Here is a 15,873-nt window from a genome sequence, read left to right as displayed (position 1 = left end):
TAAGGTCGTAAATTGGATCACTCAATTCAATATTGAAGGCCACGTTAATTCTTTCCATTTTAATTTACAATTGAAACACTCGTTTCTTTTAAGACAAAAGTTTTAGTAAGCTCTTCGGAGTATTTAAATTCTTTTGCCATGTCAAAGGGAACTCCTGTTATGAAATGTAGGTGCTTAACTTTGGGAAATAGAATTTAAACTCAGACTTAAACGAGAATACAATTTTATTAAATCAGGCTTTTAACTGAAATAATACTTTTTATGTACTTCATAACAAGCATTGGAAAATTTATTATGCATGAATCTATGCTCAATCTTAATGATGGGTACTTAACTCAGGACTCATTCGAGATCTGTTCTTTTTCAGAAAAAAAATCTGTTCCATTCAATCTTAAGCACCCTCCCAAATAGTTTTTAAAAATTGGGACTTGGTTATTTTGTTTTAATCTTTCTGAAGTAAATCATTTCATTGTTCTCTAAAGTCACCTTAACTAAAAAGATCCCCGGTAAAACATTTCTTAGATTTAACACTCCTTCCTTAGCAGAAGTAAGGAAAGAATGACCGATTGATTTTCCGCTGAGATCAAAAAGTTCTATCTGGTTTAGATTGGAAATTTTAGATGTGACCAGTAGCAGGTCCTGTGTAGAATTAAAACTCACGAAAATATCGTCTGAACCTGGATTAATGGTACTTACTGAACTGACTATTACAAAACTTTCTGTCCGGTTGCATCCATTCGAATCAGTTATTAAAATGGAGTAGGAACCGGGAGCAAGCATGGAGATTTGCTCTGTTGTTTCTCCTGTGCTCCACAAGAAAGTGTAAGGAGGCTTACCACCGGTTATATTTAATTTTGCACTTCCATTGTTCCCGGAACTGGGTTTAAGAATCAAGTCAGCTAATAAAAGATCAGGACTTCCCACTTTAATAGTTTGTTCCAGGCGACATCCATTTTGATCTCTTAAATACAAGGTATAATTACCAGAAACTAGATTGTCAATGAAGGGAGTAGTCTGATTGTTACTCCATAAATAGTTGATTGGTTCCGTTCCTGACAACAACTGCAGTTCAATACTGCCATTGCTTTCTCCAAAGCATTTTACATCCTTCACCACCACTGAAACAGAAACAGAATCATAGTTCTTTAATGAAACAGAATCTTTTTTGGAGCAACCTTGTTGATCTGTAACAAAACACTCATAGTTCCCCGAAGGAAGATTTTCGATTTTTGAAGTTGATTGCTGGTTTGTCCATAAGTAATTAAAATTTCCACTACCTCCGCTCGTAAAAACTTCTATGCTTCCACCCTCATTTTCGCACAATGGAGTCACAGTAAAATTGATTTTAATTTCAGGACTTAGTTTGATTTTTATTAAATGTATACTGTCGCAACCGTTGACATCAAATGCTCGGTAGTTCAATAAAGTATCGCGGTAAAATATTTTTCCGGCATATACACCGCCGTAACAAATTTGGACGCTGTCATTTGTTGTTTTCTGAGGCCAGACATTTAGTTCTGTGATAAGGATACTGTCGCATCCATCTTGTGCAATGAGCGAATCCAGATAACTGCCACTTTTGTTGTAAATTGAATTTCCCACTTTTAGTATTTCTCCTTCACATTTGTTAATTGACTGAGAAAACTGCGTAGATTTATTGACCAGCGTTACCTGATGACTGGAAGATTTATTTCCTTTAGTTACAGTGACTGCATAAATTCCCGGGGTTTGCACCTGGATTGTTTTAGAAGTTTCACCGGTAGACCATTTGTAAGTGGCACCCGGGATAACCGGATCCAATGTTTTGTTACTTCCTTCACAGATGGGTAAGGTGCAGTTCAAAACAGTATCAGGCATTCTCCATTTGACCACCAAACTGATGGTAACTTGAGCATCAACACCATTGTCATTTCGATCATCGCGGTGAGTAAATATCCAGGTCCCGGTAGGATCAAATCGACCCATAATTTTCGAAAATGATTTTGGATTATTTGGAAATGCAGTAGTGTTTTCACCGGGTCTGTAATCATTTGTTACAATACCAACCGTTGTGGGTGACTGGTAAGAAGTAAGCACACTGCGCACCCATGACTGATTTTTAGGAGCTATGCGGGTCTGCAATTCAACCAATACATCTAGTGCCTTAGTTGGAATGTTGGCAAATAAGCCCGGAGGAAAAATAAGGGTATCTGATTTAGCAAAATTGTCAACGTCCACCACTATTTGACTCATGATGGAATCTGTTTTTCCTTTCAATACTGGACAACCCAGGTTGACTTGAAATTCTCCAATTTTCACAGTATCTGGGTCTGCGTATTCTGTGCAATTATCTGATACCGCCGCTTTATAAATTCCGGAATATTTGATGTCCAGAAATGTATCATTCTTTCCGGGTAATTTATAATCATAATGGAACCAATCGTAGGTATAATTTGCTTTAACAGGCTTGGCTTGAATTTTTAAATTGTCTCCTTCAAAATAGGGTCCCTGGAGATTTAATTTTTGAGTTGGTGTAAAGACGGCTGTCAGACAGGTCTTCGTATTAACCGCATTCCTGAGAACATCGCCGGGTTCTTGCCCAAATCCTTTTGAAAAATTTATTCCCACACCCGTCAAATGACAGTAACTCATGATGGTACCACCCCCATTTGGAGTAGGCCCGGGATTACAGCTACCCACATCAGGAGGTTGACAATTATCTATCTGTGTATTTTTCTGAGGTCCCCAAACACACGAGTGAGTATGCCAGCTTCCAAAGTTGTGTCCCAGTTCGTGGGCCATTACTTCCACGGTCCAGGAATACGTCGGCAGCGTATTGAAAGTATTGTAAATGTAAGCATATGAGTGTGGACCTATTTGTCCATTGTAGGGAGTACACAAACCATTCACAAATGCGATCCCTCCCTGAGTTGGAAAAGTACTCACCAGTTGTGCGAGATCTCCATTGAAATTGTTCTTGCGATAATCTGCATACCCATAAATGATATTTTGCAAAGTGGTTTTTGGAAACGGGTCTTGTGTAGTCCAAACCATGATGTCTGAAATTTCTATTTTTACAGATTCATTGGCATATAAAGTTTTAACCACATTAAAAACACTGGTCACATAACTAACTACCTGATTTTTTTGCAGGTTCCTGTCCTGATACATTCTGTAATCACATTCCAAAAAAACTTTTACAGTTCTGCATTTATTTGCAAATATTTCTTGCGGACTTACTGTTTGCTCCCGAAGATTTTGGAACAGTTCATGGTTTTCAGTTATTCCACATTGAAATCCTGAATTTTTTACTAAATCATTTTCATAATAAATTACATGTTCGTTGGAAGTGGATTCTGTTATATTAGGAGAGTCCAATTTTCCTATAATGATGTTGCCATCCTGTGGGGTTGAAATAACACCTGCAATTTCATTTTCAAAAATACTCAGGGCAACTATTGAGCCCGGCCTTCCGGGAATGTAACCACTAAAATGCTGTCCAATGTTTAGAGGAATTCCAACGGGATCTTCAGAACTAAGGATTCTTGAATCTTTGGAATACAGTTTTTGTGATTGTAATACCAGTTCGGTAGCGACGCCGTTTGGTAAGGTAATATCCAGGTTAAGTAGAGCAGGTTTGGTGCGCAAACATATAGCCAACTTCGTTTCATCTGGTCGGAAAATACTTGCATTTGCCGAATTTTTTAGACCGGCCGGAGAGGTAGAGAATCTTAAAGAATTTTTCTGAACCAAGTTAATTTTGGTGACTGGTTTTCCCAGGCTGACAGTTGCTTCAATTTGTTTTTGAATGATGGAAGTGTTCTGGGAAAAGGATTTGTAAAAACCAAACCAACCTAGTAAAATTAAAACTGAAAGGGAAGTAGACTTCATGAGATTCATTCAATTAAATTAAAAAGTAAAATTTGCAGCCAAACCCGCAATCTGCGGCTTAAAGTTAAGCACCAGATTTTATAATTGAGGGATTTGGCTAAAAAGAAAAAGCCTCCCCGGTCAATTGATGGGAGGCTAATTCCTTTTCATACCTAATTTTATATTTTAATGTTGCACGACAAACCTTTTACTGGTTTTATGTCCATTTTTAAATTCAACGGTTATGTGATAAAGTCCTTCAGCCCAGGTGCTGGTGTTGATGGTCTCAGCTTCCGTGCTTGGTTGGATTTTTTTCCAAACATTCTTGCCTTGAGCATCAAAAATGACCATGGATTTTGCCTTGTCTGCAATGGTCTTCAGAATCACTTCACTGTTGGCCGGATTTGGAATGATAAAAAACTCACCCTGGTTTCCAAAAAGCTCGCTTTCTACCGATCTGAGGTCTAATTCAACGGGACTCTGAGATTCACAATTCTCCGCACATTTAAGTTCGGTTGACTGTATCTCAAGAGATTCTGGAGTACTACCTCCAAAGTTGGTAGGGGGCAGTAAGTTGAAACAGTAGTCTTCAATTTCTCCATACAATATTGGCGAACAAGGATCGGCAGGATAGGCTCCGTAAGACATCGCTACACGCATGCGTACGTTGGCTCGAACAAAACCACCCGGCATTTTTAAGTTGGCACACATGGTTGTGTTGCCATAGCCATAGGTAACCAATTCTGTAATATTATGGAATACACCATCTGCATTGTAATCAATCCAAATTTTCCAATACACATTGTAACTGTTGGTCAGGTATCCCGGCGTAACACAAAGTGAATAGGTTTCACCTGCTCTTAGATTTCCACATGGGTTGTTGAAAAATCTATAACCGTGGTCATCACCGGAGGTATTGTCTATGTCTGCGAATTTTACTTTTTTGATCCACATCAAATTACTGAATTGAGCTTTGTTATTGCAATACGTGGTGAGGGAATCACAATTCACCCGAACGACAAAACTGCAGGTATCAGATTGTCCATCTTTAGTGGCCACATAGCTAATGGTGTTCGTACCACAATTAACAAGTCCGCCTCTTTTAGGACCTTTTATTTGTTTTAGTTCATAACAAGGCATTTCAAGTACAAACTCTCTTGATTCGTCTCCGTTTTGATCATTCCAGGTACCGTCTGGAGCCAATTCGATAAAATCTTCGTTTGGTCCAAAATTATTCGGTTGTCCCGGCAGCCAGTTGGAATAAATGAAAGGGCTGTTGTCAATCCAATCAAATCTACCTTCAGATCGTGCATCTGATCCGCCAATCCAGGCTGTCTGTCCTGCTAATTTGCTTGCTATAAATTGGTTTTCATCATGGTCATTTATAACAGCCAGCTTTCCTCCGTTTATATCGCAGATGATTTTGGCAGTTTCCCAGTTTTCTGGTCCTTTTGAACAGAAGTATCTGCTTCCATTGTATTCGCCCATGTAGATAAATCCATTAATATTTCCTTGGCAAGGATTGCAATAATTTACGTGTGGCAATGGCCAATTAACATATGCTCCATTCAAGTATGGATTGGTTCTGAAAACGAGTGTATCGTTTGGACAATTAATGCCTATTACAGCGCCCTTCACCGTGATGGTGAAAGTAGTTGAACTGGTGTTGCCACATAGGTCGGTTGCTGTATAGGTGACCGAAGTCGTTCCTTCATTAAAATTACTTCCTGAAGGGATATTACTCGTCAGTGAAGCCAGTCCACAATTATCAGTGGCAACCGGGGCAAGCCAGTTTACAGGCACTTCACAATCTCCCTGAGCATCAACTGTTATGTTTGAAGGGGTAGAAGTAAATCTTGGTGGCACATCATCCTTTAGTTCAATACGTTGAGTACATTCTGCAAACAAATTAGACAAATTAGGATCAACTGCCCTCCAGGTACGTTCTATTAAAATCGCACCATTGCAAGGACCTCTTGAAATGACATTGTCATGATATGAAACAACCGGGTTCAGGCAACTCGATTTGCCTGCTGTTACGGTAGGCACCCCAGTAACACTTGTATCTGTGGCCGTTCCAGGGCAGGCTACATAATTGTCCGGACAGATCATAACGGGTGGTCTGTTGCAACAATTTTCGGTAACCGTAACCACAAAGGAACAGGTTGAGAGAAGACCACAAGCGTCTGTTGCGGTATATATGACGGTAGTCTTACCTGAAGGCATAATTTCTCCCGGACGGTGAGATCCATTGAAGTTGACCAATGCACAATTATCAGATGCTGTAGGTATTACCCAAGTTGGGAAAGCTTCGCAATTGTAGTTTGGATCTACCGTAATATCAGTTGGGCAATTCGAAATTGCCGGTAAATGATCATCTTTCAAATCGATGTTTTGTTGGCATGAATCCTTTAACTCAGATTTATCTGGATCGGTTGCATACCAGGTTCTGATGATTCTTAAAGAACATGCTTGTTGAAATACTATTTGATCTTTAAAGCTGATAATCGGATCCCCACAGGTAGGGTGTGCTTTTTGAGCAAAAGCCTGTCCGGTGCGGGAAGGTTCGATGCTTCCTGGACAACTTTCAAAGTCTGCTGGGCAGGTAAGTACCGGTGGTTTATTGCAACAGTTAAGTTCAACTGTAACGGTGAAACTGCAATTGCTTGAATTGTTACAAGCATCAAATGCAGTATAGTAAATAGTTGTAGTCCCAATTGGGAATCCAGTGCTGCCATTGCCATGTGACCCTGAAAGTGTTACAGTAGAGCAATTATCAGAAGTGGAAGGGTCATTCCAAGTGGCAGTTCCTGTGCAATCGGGTCCGGATTGAACAGTAATATTGGCAGGGCAATTTATGCTTGGAGCCTGATCATCTTTAAGATTGATGATTTGTTCGCACCTTGTTATCAAATTGCTTTGTATTGGATCAATTGCAGTCCAGGTTCTGATGACCCTTAGAGAACAAGATTGATTAAATACAGTGTCATCTTTAAAACTAAGGATCGGATCAGGACATTGTGGAGTTCCGGCAATTGCTGTTGCTTGACCTGTTACTTGTGGATCTATTCCCTGTGGACAATTGTAAAAATCAGCAGGACAGTTGATCACCGGAGGTTTGTTGCAGCAATTCGCTTCAACCGTTACCGTAAAACTGCAATTCGAAAAATTGCCACAGGCGTCAAATGCAGTGTAAAAGATATTGGTTACACCAATAGGAAAGCCACTGCTTCCATTGCCATGAGAGCCTGAAAGTGTTACAGCTGAGCAATTGTCAGAAGTGGAAGGGTCATTCCAGGTGGCTGTTCCTGTACAATCAGGTCCGGATTGAACAGTAATATTGGCAGGGCAAGTAATGCTTGGAGCCTGATCATCTTTAAGATTGATGATTTGTTCACATGAAGCAGTCAAGTTGTGTTGGACGGGATCTGTTGCGATCCAGGTTCTGATGACCCTTAGTGAGCATGATTGATGGTATAAGGTATCATCTTTGTAGCTAATTACTGGTTGCGGGCATCCTGCTAGTCCTGGGACAGCAGTAGCCTGACCTGTCACCTGTGGATCTATTCCTTGTGGACAATTGTAAAAATCAGCAGGACAGGTGATCACGGGAGGTTTGTTGCAGCAATTCGCCTCAACAGTAACAGTAAAGCTGCAGTTTGCAGAATTGCCACAGGCGTCAAATGCGGTATAATAAATGTTGGTTACCCCAATTGGGAATCCGCTGGTTCCATTTCCATGAGACCCTGATAATCTTACTGATGAACAATTGTCAGATGTGGATGGGTCACTCCAGAAGGCAGATCCAGTACAATCGGGTCCGGATTGAACAGTAATATTGGCCGGGCAGGTAATGCTTGGAGCCTGATCATCTTTAAGATTGATGATTTGTTCGCAAGAAGCAGTCAGGTTGGACTGGACGGGATCTGTTGCGATCCAGGTTCTGATAACCCTTAGTGAGCATGATTGATGGTATAAGGTATCATCTTTGTAGCTTATTACTGGTTGTGGGCACCCTGCCTGTCCTGGGACAGCGGTGGCCTTCCCTGTTACCTGAGGATCTATTCCTTGAGGACAATTGTAAAAATCAGCAGGACAGGTGATCACCGGAGGTTTGTTGCAGCAATTCGCCTCAACAGTAACAGTAAAGCTGCAGTTTGCAGAATTGCCACAGGCATCAAATGCGGTATAATAAATGTTGGTTACCCCAATTGGGAATCCGCTGGTTCCATTTCCATGAGACCCTGATAATCTTACTGATGAACAATTGTCAGATGTGGATGGGTCACTCCAGAAGGCAGATCCAGTACAATCGGGTCCGGATTGAACAGTAATATTGGCCGGGCAGGTTATACTTGGAGCTTGATCATCTTTAAGATTGATGATTTGTTCGCAAGAAGCAGTCAGGTTGGACTGGACGGGATCTGTTGCGATCCAGGTTCTGATGACCCTTAATGAACATGATTGATGGTATAAGGTATCATCCTTATAACTTACCACCGGTTGTGGGCATCCTACCTGTCCTGGGGCAGCGGTTGCCTTCCCTGTTACCAGAGGATCTATTCCTTGCGGACAATTGTAAAAATCAGCAGGACAGGTGATCACGGGAGGTTTGTTGCAGCAATTAGCTTCAACCGTTACGTTAAACTGACACCCGGAGACATTTCCACATCCGTCTGTTGCAGTATAATAAACCGTAGTTGTTCCTATTGGGAAGCGGGCACGATTACCATGAGAGCTGACTAAGCTAACCATGGTACAGTTATCTGAAGTCTGAGGGTTATTCCAACTTACGGTAGCAAAACAATCCGGTTCAGAATTTACAGTAATGCTTTGAGGACATACAATGTTAGGTGGTGATACATCCTTAAGTTCAATATTTTGAACACAGCTTGAGCGAAGCTCAGGCTTGTTGGGATCCCATGCAGTCCAGGTTCTGGCTATGATTAATGAGCATAGGGCACTACTTAATGTATCGTCACTAAAACTCAACAATGGTCTGGCACAATGCTGGCTTCCAGGTTCGGCGATGGCTCTTCCAGTTGTACCTGGATCAATTGGAGAATCAGGACAAGCAGTAAAATTTCCCGGACAAGTTAATATTGGATTTTGAAGGCAACACTGAGGTATTACCGTAATTGTAAAGCTACAGGTACTGATGTTTCCACAGGCGTCATTGGCAGTGTAGGTGATTACAGTTGGTCCTTCTTTGAAAAGGGAGCCAACAGGGTGTGAACTGGTAAGACAAACGGAACCACAATTGTCAAAAACAGCCGGTGGATTCCATTGGAAAAGAGCGACACATTTATCATTTGAAAGAACTGAAGTGTCCTTTGGACAATGTATAAAGGCAGGTGGGGACTTATCTTCAAATCTTAAATATTGAATACAAAAACTTCGAAGTGAAGGATTGTCAACATCTGTTGCAGTCCAAATTCTTTGTATGGTTTTTTCTCCCTGACAAGGTCCTGAAGAAATAACTCTATCGACAAAGGCAACCAATGGTGGATTACATTGATTACTTGGTGGAAAGGCTTTGGCGCAACCGGTCGCTGCAGGATCCTCTGTTGCACCTGGGCAGAGTGTAAGATCTGTCGGACACTGAATAACCGGAGGAGAGGTGCAATCAAGTAAACGGATGCTGACATCCGGTGCAGAAAGTATTTTTGGTGAAAGTGGTTGGGATATCACATGCTGATTGAACATTAAAGTCAATAGCAAGCTCAGCCCAAAAAGGTAAGGAGGTATGAAATATTTTTGCATAACAAAACGATTGTCTTTTTCTAAAGAGAACAAGACGGAAACATTGGGTAAAATTATTTTAGAGCTGAGGATTGGTGTTCAATACGGGGTAAAGATATAGCTTTGTCTACTACAAAATCAAGCATTCAAGTTTCAATTGTACCAAAAAATGTTAGATTTTTTTTTTTGATATGTGTGTTTTTAATAATTTATTTTTTTTTGTATCTGTATTGATTGATTAAATAGCCCTTTGGGATATACATTGATTTACCTATGTTAAAATAATTATATTAGTATTATATTTTTAAAGATTAAAATAAATTGACCCAATGATTTCTTCAACACCTCTTTCTGCCGTCGTGATTTGTTTTAATGAGGAAGAAATCATTTCATCCTGTCTGAATGCTTTATTAAGAGTGGCAGATGAAATTGTTGTCCTGGATTCCTTCAGTACGGACAAGACACCTGAGATTTGCCGGAGTAAAGGAGTAAGATTTTACCAACAGAAATTTATAGATTACGGATCTCAAAAGCAAGACGCGGTCAAGCTGTGCCGATTTGATCACATACTTTCGGTAGATGCGGATGAAATACTTGACGAGGAATTGGTGGCGGCGATTCTTGGAGAAAAGCAAAAGGGGCTTGCAAGTTGTTATATACTAAACCGTAAAACGTATTATTGTGGTCAGTGGATCAGGCATTGTGGATGGTATCCTGATTTAAAAATAAGATTGTGGCACAAAGCCCATGCTCATTGGAATCAAAATAAATTGCATGAGGTAGTGGATCTTATTGACCCAAATGCAAAACCATTAAAATTAAACGGCCATATAGATCATTACAGTTACAGAACCGTATCTGATCATGTATTTCAATTGGAAAATTTTGCAAATTTGTTTGCAGAAGATTATTTTGCTAAAGGAATAAAAAGTTCATTTGCAAAAAAGTTTTTTTCACCTGTATGGAAATTTTTCAAGATGTATATTTTTAAAGCCGGAGTACTTGATGGGAAATATGGATTTCTGATTTGTAAGAGATCAGCATATGGAGTGTATCTTAAATACAAGAGATTGGAATTGCTTCAACTAACCAAAAAACAAAAATTGTCTTAATTTAACACAAAGACAATATTTAGAAAATATTCAATTTACATTGCCCTCCTAATTTCGTGCATGGATCAGCGTGATCTCACATGAGCGAAAAAATTAAAAGACATCTGGAAGCAGTTGTAATTTCAGATATTCATTTAGGCACCTATGGTTGTCAGGCCAAACAACTTTGTGATTATCTTGATGAGATTCAACCGGATACATTGATTTTGAACGGAGATATTATCGATATTTGGTCATTTAATAAAAGGTATTTTCCTGAGCACCACCTTAAAGTTATTCATAAGTTATTGAAGATGGCTACCAAAGGGACCAAGGTGTATTACCTACTGGGCAACCATGATGAGGCGTTAAGAAGATATGCTGATTTTGATTTAGGTCCTTTTTGTATTCGGAACAAATTGCTGCTATCTATTAATAAGCAGAAGGTTTGGATTTTTCATGGGGATGTTTTTGATTTATCCATAAAGCATACCAAATTGTTAGCCAAGCTAGGTGGAAAAGCTTATGATCTTTTAATTCTAATGAACAAGGCTGTTAATTATTTTCTGGAATTGATGGGAAAAGAAAAATACAGCCTGTCTAAAAAGATCAAGAACAGCATAAAAAAAGCCGTTCAGTTTATTGACGACTTTGAGGAAACGGCCATTAGTCATGGCCTGGCAAAAGATTATGATGTTGTCATCTGTGGCCATATTCACAACCCTGTAATTCGCCAAATAGATCGTGATGGTAAAACCATCACTTATATGAACAGTGGAGATTGGATTGAACATATGACCAGTCTGGAATACCATCACGGTAAATGGTCATTGCACAAGCATGAATATGTTCCTGTTATAAAAGGACAAAAGGACTCATTGCTTGAAAAGGACTTCAAGGAGAATATTCGAATCCCTAAAATGAAGGAATTATATGAAGATATTATATTCAATTCAGGGTACCGGTAACGGTCATTTAAGTAGGGCAAAGAGTATATTGCCTTATCTGGAAAAATATGGTCAGGTTGATTATTTAATAAGCGGTAGAAATTATTGTTTGGATTTTCCGGTTAAAATGAAATATCATTGCCATGGTGTTTCTTTCAAATACGACAATAAAGGAGGGATTGATTATCTCAAGACTTTTAAAAGCCTGAGTGTAAAACAATTTTTTAAGGAGGTGAATGAAATTCCGGTTCATCAATATGATTTCGTGATCAATGATTTCGAACCGGTTACTGTTCGGGCTTGTAAACAGAAGAAAGTTCCCTGTATTTCATTTAGCCATCACGCTTCTTTTTTATCCTCAAAAGTACCCATGCCACCAGGTAGAAAGGATTATTTGGCTTGGTCTATCATGAAAAATTATGCCAGAACCAAGAACAATATCGGTTTGCATTTCGAACCATATGATGATTTTATATTTACTCCGGTAATCAAGGATGAATTGAGAAATGTAACTGCTCAAAACGAGGGTCACATTACTGTGTATCTCTCTTCTTTTAGTCTGGATAATTTGTATAAAATTTTTAGCAAATTTCCACAGTACAAGTTCGAAGTCTTTCATTGTGATGTAGAAGTCGCATGGCGTAAACACAACATTGAATTCAAACCAGCAAATTCTAAAATGTTTAATCAGAGTCTGCTCCATTCAAACGGTTTAATTGCTCATGCCGGATTTGAAACTCCTGCTGAGGCATTTTATTTGGGTAAGCCAATGTTTCTTTTTCCCATCAAAAATCAATTTGAACAAGCCTGTAATGCAGCAGCGGCAGAAAAATTGGGAGCTGTTGTGGCTTATAAAATAGACGATAGATTGGAAAGTAAAATCAGGTGCTGGCTAGAAGATAAAAAAGGCGTGCAAATTGATTTTCCGCACCACACTGATTTTTTGATTCAACAGGTAATTTCGCGTGCCGAGAATATCAAAAACTAAGTTAGTGGAATTTTGAAATGTCTACTTTTTGAGTACGCTAGTTAATCTCCACCGAAGATCGATATTCAACTTTAATTAGAATAGACTGTTCTAACGTAAAGACTTTATGGATAAACGCACAGTGGTTCTGGGTGCGAGCATCAATGCGAGCAGGTACTCCAACATCGCCTGCAAAATGCTGCAGGAATATCATCATACGGTAATACCTGTAGGCAATAAGAGTGGAAAAATTGGAGATTTGGAAATTCTGACCATTCCTCCTGTAGAGGAAGGCGTTGATACCCTTACTTTGTATTTGAATCCTTCAAGACAAGAAGCTTATTATTCTTATATTCTTGACTTACATCCGCGCAGAATTATTTTTAATCCAGGAACAGAGAATCCAGTACTCATTAAACTTGCGAAGGAGCATGATATTGAGACAATAGAGGCATGCACCTTAGTTATGCTGAGAACCGGGCAATATTAACTGAGTGCTTCATGGTTTAATATCTGAGGTTGCCAAGTAAGTGTCTTTCAGAAATTAATCAAAAAAAAAACCGTCCAGCGATGCTGAACGGTTTTTTTGTATTTTATTAATCAACTAAAATTAGCCTCCGAAGCTAAAAATGGTAGCTCTTTTGCTGCAAGATGTTCGGCCATAATACCCAAGGGCGAAGTTGGCTTCCAAAACCAATTGGACAAATGCAGGGTTGGTAGATTTGTAATCATACTGGGCTACCTGATTTGGAGTAGGGAAGTCGGCTTCTTTTCCTGAAGCACTGACGAAATCAGTAAAACTGTAACCCAACCTAATTCCAAGCATAGTGGTAAATGTTTCGTAATTGAAAATATAACCACCCACTCCAAACAAACCGGAATAATAGTTTTGATAAAAAGCCTTTACATCGGTTCGGCTGTCATTGGCATCTGCATTTTTTACAGATCTAAGTAAGGATAATTGAGGACCCAACTCAACATAAATTCCGTCTTTCTGTAATCTGTAAAGCAAGGCTAAATCATAGTTTGACCATTTAATGTTGTGTGTAAAGTTCGTAGCCGGGGTACCTCTGAAATAATCGAATTCCTGATTGTTCGTTGAAAACATGAAATCAGCAGTAATCCCATTGAATAAACCGAAATACAATCCAACTTTACCACCCAATCCATATCCGGTGCTTAAGTGGTGCTCATAGTTGCGGTCATCAAAAAGATTGGTGTTCACCAATCCGGTAAGTCCATAGGATGCTTTTAATCCACAGTCCATCCAGGCATAAATTTTTTGAGCATTACCTGTTAGTGTAACAGAAATAAATGCCAATAATAGAATAGTTTTTTTCATTGCTTGCTTATTGATTATAAATTAGTTTAAAATTAAATATCCATTCAAAAATAGAAGATTCATCATCTGTCACCATCCAACAAATTTCCGAGTCCACCCAAAATGCTTCCTTCTTCACGGCGGTTGAATCCTCCGTATTGCATCATCTTTGCGGCCAGTCTGCTGATTGGAAGTGATTGGATCCAAACAGTGCCAGGCCCTCTAAGCAAGGCATAGAACAATCCTTCCCCGCCAAAAACCCAATTTTTAATGCCTCTGATGAATTCTATATCAAAATCAACATCGGAAGTATAGGCTACCACACATCCGGTATCTACCCGAAGAATTTCACCAACGCCTAATTCTTTTTTATTGACATATCCTCCTGCATGAACGAATGCCATTCCATCTCCTTCAAGTTTCTGCATGATAAAACCTTCACCACCAAAAATTCCGGTCCCTAATTTTCTTTGTAACTCAATTCCAATGGTAACGCCTTTGGCAGCACATAGAAAGGCATCTTTCTGAGCGATGATTTTTCCATTGTAATCTGATAAATTCAGCGGAATAATTTTACCGGTATAAGGGGCAGCAAAACTGACCCGCGATTTTCCGTAGCCCTCATTGGTAAAGGTGGTGATGAAAAGACTTTCTCCGGTCAACAATCGTTTACCTGCACTCATGACTTTTCCCAGGAATCCGCCGGTACTTTGTCCACTGCCATCGCCAAAAACAGTTGCCATTTTAATTCCATCTTCCATCATCATGAAGGAACCGCTTTCCGCAACAGCAGTTTCTCCTGGATCCAATTCAATTTCAACATATTGGAGTTCTTCTCCATAAAGCTTATAATCGATTTCGTGATTCTTCATAACCGCTTATTTTTTACAAAAGTACAAGATACCAAGCACCTGTGCAAAAAGCTTTTTTTAAGTATTTACTTAATTCAGCTTATGAAATGCACCATTATTAAAGTGTATTTAAATTTATTTGATAAAAAAGAGGTTAATTCGTAAGATGAATCGCAGGACATTTATTGGAATGGGTATAAGCGCTGGAACAATGATAGGGATTAATGAATGGTTGAAATTTAGAGAAGTAAGTAAGCAGGAGGATGTGGAGATGCCAATTCTTTTTGTGGGTCATGGTTCCCCTATGAATGCTTTGGAGGACAACATTTATTCCAGAGAATGGAAGCGGATAGCCGCCCAAATACCTGTCCCCAAAGCCATTCTTTGTATTTCCGCCCACTGGTTGACCAAAGGGAGCTTTGTCACAGCCATGGAAAAGCCCAGGACCATTCATGATTTTGGAGGATTTCCAAGAGAACTTTTTGAAGTCGAGTATCCGGCTCCCGGGCAGCCATCATTGGCAGCAAGCACCAGGCAACTTTTGAATGAAATTGAGCTGGGTTTAGATTATCAATGGGGATTTGATCATGGAAGTTGGAGCGTTACCCGCCAAATGTATCCTGAAGCCAATATTCCCATGCTCCAATTGAGCATAGATTATAATAAGCCCGCTGATTATCACTACCGACTTGCGAAAGCATTGGCGCCCCTTCGTCGCCAGGGAGTTTTGATTATTGGCAGTGGAAACATCATTCACAACCTGGGTATTATGGATTTCAGCATGAAGGCGGGTGGGTATGACTGGGCGATAGAATTAAATGAACAAATCAGAAAAAATCTGGAGCAAAGAAACCACGACTATTTTGTGAACTATCAAAATATGGGAAAGGCGGCATCTTTAGCCATTCCTACTCCTGATCATTTTTATCCATTATTGTATATCCTGGGACTTCAAAATCAACAGGAGTCTCAGGAAATATTTAATGACAGCCTGATCGGAGGATCCATCTCTATGACAGGACTGTACATAGGTTAATTCAAATGAATTATTCTTCTGGCGTCAGTTAAAGATTTATAAGCATACGATTAGGGAAAAATTTCCTGA

At 39.5% G+C, this 15,873-nt stretch carries 9 protein-coding genes; 5 read left to right on the top strand and 4 right to left on the bottom strand.

All coding sequences use genetic code 11. The features are described 5' to 3' along the window. Positions 1-432 precede the first annotated feature (432 nt). Both IPJ53_13685 and IPJ53_13680 read right to left on the bottom strand, forming a co-directional pair. The gene (locus IPJ53_13685; GenBank protein MBK7800148.1) at positions 433-3,870 is read right to left on the bottom strand and encodes a hypothetical protein; all 3,438 of its coding nucleotides are present in this window, start codon (positions 3,868-3,870) and stop codon (positions 433-435) included. 165 nt (positions 3,871-4,035) lie between these two features. After that, the gene (locus IPJ53_13680) at positions 4,036-9,612 is read right to left on the bottom strand and encodes an HYR domain-containing protein (protein ID MBK7800147.1); all 5,577 of its coding nucleotides are present in this window, start codon (positions 9,610-9,612) and stop codon (positions 4,036-4,038) included. Between the two features lie 308 nt (positions 9,613-9,920). Between IPJ53_13680 and IPJ53_13675 the strand changes: the two genes are divergently transcribed. The 4 genes from IPJ53_13675 to IPJ53_13660 all read left to right on the top strand — a co-directional run bounded on the left by IPJ53_13675 (position 9,921) and on the right by IPJ53_13660 (position 13,086). Further along, entirely contained in the window at positions 9,921-10,703 is a 783-nt protein-coding gene (locus IPJ53_13675) for a glycosyltransferase family 2 protein (protein ID MBK7800146.1), read from the top strand. 80 nt (positions 10,704-10,783) lie between these two features. Beyond that, on the top strand, positions 10,784-11,650 hold the full coding sequence (locus tag IPJ53_13670; GenBank protein ID MBK7800145.1) for a UDP-2,3-diacylglucosamine diphosphatase: 867 nt from the start codon (positions 10,784-10,786) through the stop codon (positions 11,648-11,650). Next, a complete protein-coding gene (locus tag IPJ53_13665; protein ID MBK7800144.1) occupies positions 11,616-12,617 on the top strand; it encodes a glycosyl transferase in 1,002 nt (333 codons plus the stop codon). The genes IPJ53_13670 and IPJ53_13665 overlap by 35 nt, the downstream gene beginning before the upstream one ends. A 106-nt stretch (positions 12,618-12,723) precedes the next feature. After that, entirely contained in the window at positions 12,724-13,086 is a 363-nt protein-coding gene (locus tag IPJ53_13660) for a CoA-binding protein (GenBank protein MBK7800143.1), read from the top strand. Positions 13,087-13,206: 120 nt separating this feature from the next. Here the strand turns inward: IPJ53_13660 and IPJ53_13655 are convergent, their stop codons facing one another. Together IPJ53_13655 and IPJ53_13650 are read right to left on the bottom strand one after the other, a co-directional pair. Beyond that, on the bottom strand, positions 13,207-13,938 hold the full coding sequence (locus tag IPJ53_13655; GenBank protein MBK7800142.1) for a hypothetical protein: 732 nt from the start codon (positions 13,936-13,938) through the stop codon (positions 13,207-13,209). 62 nt (positions 13,939-14,000) lie between these two features. Beyond that, on the bottom strand, positions 14,001-14,789 hold the full coding sequence (locus IPJ53_13650; protein MBK7800141.1) for a TIGR00266 family protein: 789 nt from the start codon (positions 14,787-14,789) through the stop codon (positions 14,001-14,003). Between the two features lie 190 nt (positions 14,790-14,979). Here IPJ53_13650 and ygiD point away from each other — a divergent pair, with 190 nt between their 5' ends. Next, a complete protein-coding gene (ygiD, locus tag IPJ53_13645; GenBank protein ID MBK7800140.1) occupies positions 14,980-15,804 on the top strand; it encodes a 4,5-DOPA dioxygenase extradiol in 825 nt (274 codons plus the stop codon). The last annotated feature ends 69 nt before the right edge of the window (positions 15,805-15,873 follow it).

It is taken from the genome of Candidatus Vicinibacter affinis, from assembly GCA_016714365.1.
Taxonomy (GTDB): Bacteria; Bacteroidota; Bacteroidia; order Chitinophagales; family Saprospiraceae; genus Vicinibacter; species Vicinibacter affinis.
Note: the sequence above shows the minus strand (reverse complement) of the source record. Positions and strands in the feature narration are given on the sequence as shown.

Coding starts and splice junctions, on each gene's coding strand:
- IPJ53_13685 (MBK7800148.1), bottom strand. CDS start 3,870: ATGAAGTCTACTTCCCTTTCAGTTTTAATTTTACTAGGTTGGTTTGGT.
- IPJ53_13680 (MBK7800147.1), bottom strand. CDS start 9,612: ATGCAAAAATATTTCATACCTCCTTACCTTTTTGGGCTGAGCTTGCTA.
- IPJ53_13675 (MBK7800146.1), top strand. CDS start 9,921: ATGATTTCTTCAACACCTCTTTCTGCCGTCGTGATTTGTTTTAATGAG.
- IPJ53_13670 (MBK7800145.1), top strand. CDS start 10,784: ATGAGCGAAAAAATTAAAAGACATCTGGAAGCAGTTGTAATTTCAGAT.
- IPJ53_13665 (MBK7800144.1), top strand. CDS start 11,616: ATGAAGATATTATATTCAATTCAGGGTACCGGTAACGGTCATTTAAGT.
- IPJ53_13660 (MBK7800143.1), top strand. CDS start 12,724: ATGGATAAACGCACAGTGGTTCTGGGTGCGAGCATCAATGCGAGCAGG.
- IPJ53_13655 (MBK7800142.1), bottom strand. CDS start 13,938: ATGAAAAAAACTATTCTATTATTGGCATTTATTTCTGTTACACTAACA.
- IPJ53_13650 (MBK7800141.1), bottom strand. CDS start 14,789: ATGAAGAATCACGAAATCGATTATAAGCTTTATGGAGAAGAACTCCAA.
- ygiD (MBK7800140.1), top strand. CDS start 14,980: ATGATAGGGATTAATGAATGGTTGAAATTTAGAGAAGTAAGTAAGCAG.